The 4,905-nt window shown below is 70.2% G+C and carries 4 protein-coding genes; all 4 read right to left on the reverse strand.

From position 1 onward, the window contains the following. Positions 1 to 464 precede the first annotated feature (464 nt). Positions 465 to 1,418: a M28 family metallopeptidase gene (locus AOK23_RS29340; protein ID WP_055715618.1), complete on the reverse strand. Its 954-nt coding sequence runs from the start codon at positions 1,416 to 1,418 to the stop codon at positions 465 to 467. A 310-nt stretch (positions 1,419 to 1,728) separates the two neighbouring features. After that, positions 1,729 to 2,757, reverse strand: coding sequence for an EamA family transporter RarD (gene rarD, locus AOK23_RS29345; RefSeq protein ID WP_055715619.1), 1,029 nt, complete (start codon positions 2,755 to 2,757; stop codon positions 1,729 to 1,731). A 128-nt stretch (positions 2,758 to 2,885) separates the two neighbouring features. After that, positions 2,886 to 3,740 carry an NAD(P)H-binding protein gene (locus AOK23_RS29350; RefSeq protein ID WP_055715620.1) on the reverse strand — a complete coding sequence of 285 codons (855 nt, stop codon included), beginning with the start codon at positions 3,738 to 3,740 and terminating at the stop codon, positions 2,886 to 2,888. Positions 3,741 to 3,905: 165 nt separating this feature from the next. Next, positions 3,906 to 4,905, reverse strand: a 1,000-nt coding sequence (locus tag AOK23_RS29355) for a 2-oxoacid:ferredoxin oxidoreductase subunit beta (protein WP_055715621.1), incomplete at its 5' end; no start/stop codon positions are given.

The raw sequence follows: 4,905 nt of genomic DNA on the forward strand, positions 1-4,905 counted from the left end.
CGCGCCCGCGGCCGTTGACCCTCAGGACCGTGGTCGACGCCGAGCGCGACCCACGGCCGCTGATCGACCCGGCCGACCCCCGCCGTACGGACCGGGGGCCAGGGCGGTTGCTCCCAACCGCCGCTGACCCCCACACGACCGACACGCCGCCGACATGCCTCGGGGGCCGGTCGGCAACATGGCGTCACCGACCGGCCCCGGACACGAACAAGCCCTCTCGCGGAGCGCTGGCGCCGACGCACCGCCGCAACGCCTCGCCACCGCTCCGCTCTCAAGGACGCGGCGCCCGTCACAGCACCCGCCCCCAGCCGGCTCCTACTCTCGTTCTCAAGGGCCCGGTGCCCGTCACGGCACCCACACCACCCTTCAGCCGGCTCCTGCACTCGCTCTCAAGGGCGGGGCGCCCGTGACGGCACCCGCACCCCCAGCCGGCGGCTCCTCCCCCCGCCCCCGACTGTCGGCTTCTACTTCGACAGCTCCCACACCGCGTACGCCAGCGCGTCCGAGTTCCGGTCCAGGGCCGTGTCGTTGATGTTGGACGTCGTGTCGCAGGACGAGTGGTAGCAGCGGTCGAACGCCTGCCCGGACGTGCCGCCCCACTTGGTGGCCTGCGCGGCGGTCTTCGCGCGGCTCGCGCCCGTGAAGAGGCCGCCCACCGGGACGCCCGCGCTCTTGAACGGCGCGTGGTCGGAGCGGCCGTCGCCCTCGGTCTCTATCTCCGTGGGGACGCCGATGCCCGCGAAGTAGTCCTTGAAGGTCTTCTCGATGGTGGGGTCGTCGTCGTAGACGAAGTACCCGGGGTTCGGCGACCCGATCATGTCGAAGTTGAGGTAGCCGCTGATCCGGGCGCGGTTCGCGGAGGACAGGTTGTTGACGTAGTAACGCGAGCCGACCAGGCCCAGCTCCTCCGCGCCCCACCAGGCGAACCGGAGGTGCTTGGTGGGCTGGTAGCCGGTGCGGGCCACGGTCAGCGCGGCCTCCAGCACGGCCGCGGAACCGGAGCCGTTGTCGTTGATGCCGGCGCCGGAGGTGACGCTGTCGAGGTGCGAACCGGCCATGACGACCTTGTTGGTGTCGCCGCCGGGCCAGTCGGCGATCAGGTTGTACCCGGTGCGGCCGCCGGACGTGAAGGACTGCACGGTCGTGGTGAAACCGGCGGCGTCCAGCTTGCCCTTCACATAGTTCAGGGAGGCCGTGTAACCGGCGCGGCCGTGGGCTCTGTTGCCGCCGTTGGCGGCGGCGATGGACTGGAACTGGGTGAGGTGGGCCTTGACGTTGGCCACGGGCAGGTCGGGCGCGGCGGCCACCGCCTCCGGGGCGGGAGCCGCCCCGGCTATGGACCCGCTGGTGAAGAGCGTGGCCGCCGCGACGGCGACGGCGGCAGCGGCACGCCCGGTGACTGGAACAGAGAGCTTCATGTGGGGGCTCCGAATTCCAAGGGATCCGCGTGAATCGCTGTTGGCGTGTTCATGTCGAATCCGAGTGAATGAGGTGCCAGGATGGTGCGGGCGGGGCTGACTTTCCGTCAAGAGCGGTATTCGGCCACGGGTGTTCGCATGTCGGACTCGTCGGGCGAAACCATGGTCGACGGCATGGCGGAGCGGCCGGACAGGGCGACGGCGGGCCGCTGGGGAGGCGGCCCGCCGTCGTGTGGGGGGAGGGGATTCTGAAAGATCACCGTCTGGTGCGAGCGGGTGCGAGCGGCGCGTGAAGAAGTGGGGGCGTACCTCAGCTCCCGGTCTTCGGGGCGACCGCCTCGGCCTCCGGCGCAGCCTCAGGAACAGCCTCTGGCACAGCCTCCGGTACGGGCGTCGACAGGGGTGCCGGCGCGGGCTCCGGCTGCGCCTTCGCCGTACGTGCCCCGCCCCAGCGGCGGGCGGTCCGCAGCGCGTCCCACGTCAGCAGCGACAGCGCCAGCCACACCAGGGCGAACCCCGCCCACCGCTCGGGCGGCATGGCCTCTCCGAAGTACAGCACCCCGAGCAGGAACTGGAACACCGGCGCCATGTACTGGAGCAGCCCCAGCGTGGACAGCGGCACCCGGATCGCGGCCGCCCCGAAGCAGACCAGCGGCAGCGCGGTGACCAGCCCGGTCGAGGCCAGCAGCAGGGCGTGCCCGGTGCCCTCCGTGCCGAAGGTGGACTCGCCGCGCGAGCCCAGCCACAGCAGGTAGCCCAGGGCGGGCAGGAAGAGGATCACGGTCTCCGCGGCGAGCGACTCCGTGCCGCCCAGGTTGACCTTCTTCTTCACCAGCCCGTACGTGGCGAAGGAGAAGGCGAGGCAGAGCGAGATCCACGGCGGCCGCCCGTAGCCGATGGTCAGCACGAGGACGGCGGTGAAGCCGACGCCGACTGCGGCCCACTGCACGGGGCGCAGCCGTTCCTTCAGGAGCAGGACGCCCATGGCGATGGTGACGAGCGGGTTGATGAAGTAGCCGAGGGAGGCCTCGACGACCTGGCCGTTGTTCACGGCCCAGATGTAGACGCCCCAGTTGACGGCGATGACCGCCGCCGCGACCGCGATCAGGGCGAGCTTGCGCGGCTGCCGCAGCAGCTCACCGGCCCACGCCCAGCGCCGCAGCACCAGCAGGGCGATCCCCACGAAGCCGAGGGACCACACCATGCGGTGGGCGAGGACCTCCACCGCGCCGGCGGGCTTGAGTAGGGGCCAGAAGAGCGGGACGAGCCCCCACATCCCGTATGCCGCGAAGCCGTTCAGCAGACCTATCCGGTGTTCGCCCTTCGACTGCGCCGCCACGGCCCCTCCTTCTCGACCGGCCGCGCCCCGCGGCCCAAGTCCCACGAAGGTAACGCCGACCACCCCCGGCTGTCATGCCCGTATCGTCATACGGTCATGACAGCCGGGGGTGGCTGTCATTCGGGGGCTCAGGCCTTGAGTGCCGCCGTGATCGAGTCCGCGATCGGCGTGGTCGGGCGGCCGATCAGCCGGGAGAGGTCACCGGAGGAGACGACCAGCTCGCCCTTCTCGACGGACGCGTCGACGCCCGCGAGGATCGCCGCCAGCGCCTCGGGGAGGCCGACGCCGGTGAGGATGCCGGCGTAGGCGTCGACGGAGACGGCGTTGTTCGCTATCTCCTTGCCGGTCTGCCGGCTCAGCTCGGCCGCGTACTCGGCGAAGCTCCACGCGACGTCGCCGCCGAGCTCGTACGTCTTGTTCTCGTGACCCTCGCCGGTCAGCACGGCGACCGCAGCGGCCGCGTAGTCCGCGCGGGCGGCGGAGGACACCCGGCCCTCACCGGCGGCGTGCGTGACGGCGTTGTACTCCAGGACGGGGCCGAGCTGCTCGGTGTAGTTCTCGTTGTACCAGCCGTTGCGCAGCAGCACGTACGGCAGACCGGAGGCGAGCAGTACCTCCTCGGTACCCCGGTGGTCGTCCGCCAGCGCCGCCGTCAGGGTGCCCGGCGCGCTGGTGTAGACGAGGAGCGCGGCACCGGCGGCCTTGGCGGCGTCGATGACGACCGTGTGCTGTCCGACGCGGTCGTTGCCGACCTCGCTGCCGGAGATCAGCAGGACCTTGTCACCGGCGGAGATGACGCCGTCAAAGGTCTCGGGGGCGCTGTAGTCGGCCACGGCGATCTTCACGCCGCGCGCCGCGAGCCCGGCGGCCTTCTCCTCGTTGCGTACGACGGCCGTGATCTGCTCGGCCGGAACCTTCTCCAGCAGGCCCTCGATGACGAACGTGCCGAGGTTCCCGGTCGCTCCGGTGACGACGATGCTCATGATGAAACTCCTCCAGGGGGGCGAGTGCGCCACTAACCCTAGGAGGTGCGCTAACTCTTCGAAAGTACCCACTTTCAAGTAAGTACCCCCCAGTGGCCCCATGCGGAGAGGCCCGGTCCGCACGGCGAGCGTGCGGTCCGGGCCTCCTCGGATGTGCGTCGTAGGTCAGCCGACGACCGTCCAGGTGTCCCCGCCCGCGAGCAGCGCCGACAGGTCGCCCTTGCCGTACTGCTCGATCGCGTTGTCCAGTTGGTCGGCCATCTGTGTGTCGTAGACGGGCCGGTCGACGGAGCGGAACACGCCGATGGGGGTGTGGTGCAGGGTGTCGGGGTCGGCGAGTCGGGAGAGGGCGAAGGCGGTGGTGGGGGAGGGGGAGTGGGCGTCGTGGACGAGGATGCGGGCCTCGTTGTCCGGGGTGACGGTGACGACCTTCAGGTCACCGGTCTGCTCGTCGCGGACCACGCCTCGGGTGCGGTCGGTGCCGAAGCGGATGGGCTGGCCGTGTTCGAGGCGGATGACGGCTTCTTCGGCCTGTTGGCGGTCCTTGAGGATCTCGAAGGCGCCGTCGTTGAAGATGTTGCAGTTCTGGTAGATCTCGACGAGTGCGGTGCCGGGGTGGGCGGCGGCCTGGCGCAGGACCTCGGTGAGGTGTTTGCGGTCGGAGTCGACGGTCCGGGCGACGAAGGAGGCTTCCGCGCCGATCGCGAGGGAGACCGGGTTGAAGGGTGCGTCCAGGGATCCCATGGGCGTCGATTTGGTGATCTTGCCGACTTCGCTGGTGGGGGAGTACTGGCCCTTGGTGAGTCCGTAGATGCGGTTGTTGAAGAGGAGGATCTTGAGGTTGACGTTGCGGCGGAGGGCGTGGATGAGGTGGTTGCCGCCGATGGAGAGGGCGTCGCCGTCGCCGGTGACGACCCAGACGGAGAGGTCGCGGCGTGAGGTGGCGAGGCCGGTGGCGATGGCGGGGGCGCGGCCGTGGATGGAGTGCATCCCGTAGGTGTCCATGTAGTACGGGAAGCGGGAGGAGCAGCCGATGCCGGAGACGAAGACGATGTTCTCCTTGGCGAGGCCGAGTTCGGGCATGAAGCCCTGCACGGCCGCGAGGATCGCGTAGTCACCGCAGCCGGGGCACCAGCGCACCTCCTGATCGGACTTGAAGTCCTTC

It is taken from the genome of Streptomyces torulosus, assembly GCF_001419765.1.
GTDB classification, from domain to species: Bacteria; Actinomycetota; Actinomycetes; order Streptomycetales; family Streptomycetaceae; genus Streptomyces; species Streptomyces torulosus.

What these genes read in the sequence shown, in the direction of transcription:
- AOK23_RS29340 (WP_055715618.1), bottom strand. Translation starts at nt 1,418, where the DNA reads ATGAAGCTCTCTGTTCCAGTCACCGGGCGTGCCGCTGCCGCCGTCGCC.
- AOK23_RS29350 (WP_055715620.1), bottom strand. Translation starts at nt 3,740, where the DNA reads ATGAGCATCGTCGTCACCGGAGCGACCGGGAACCTCGGCACGTTCGTC.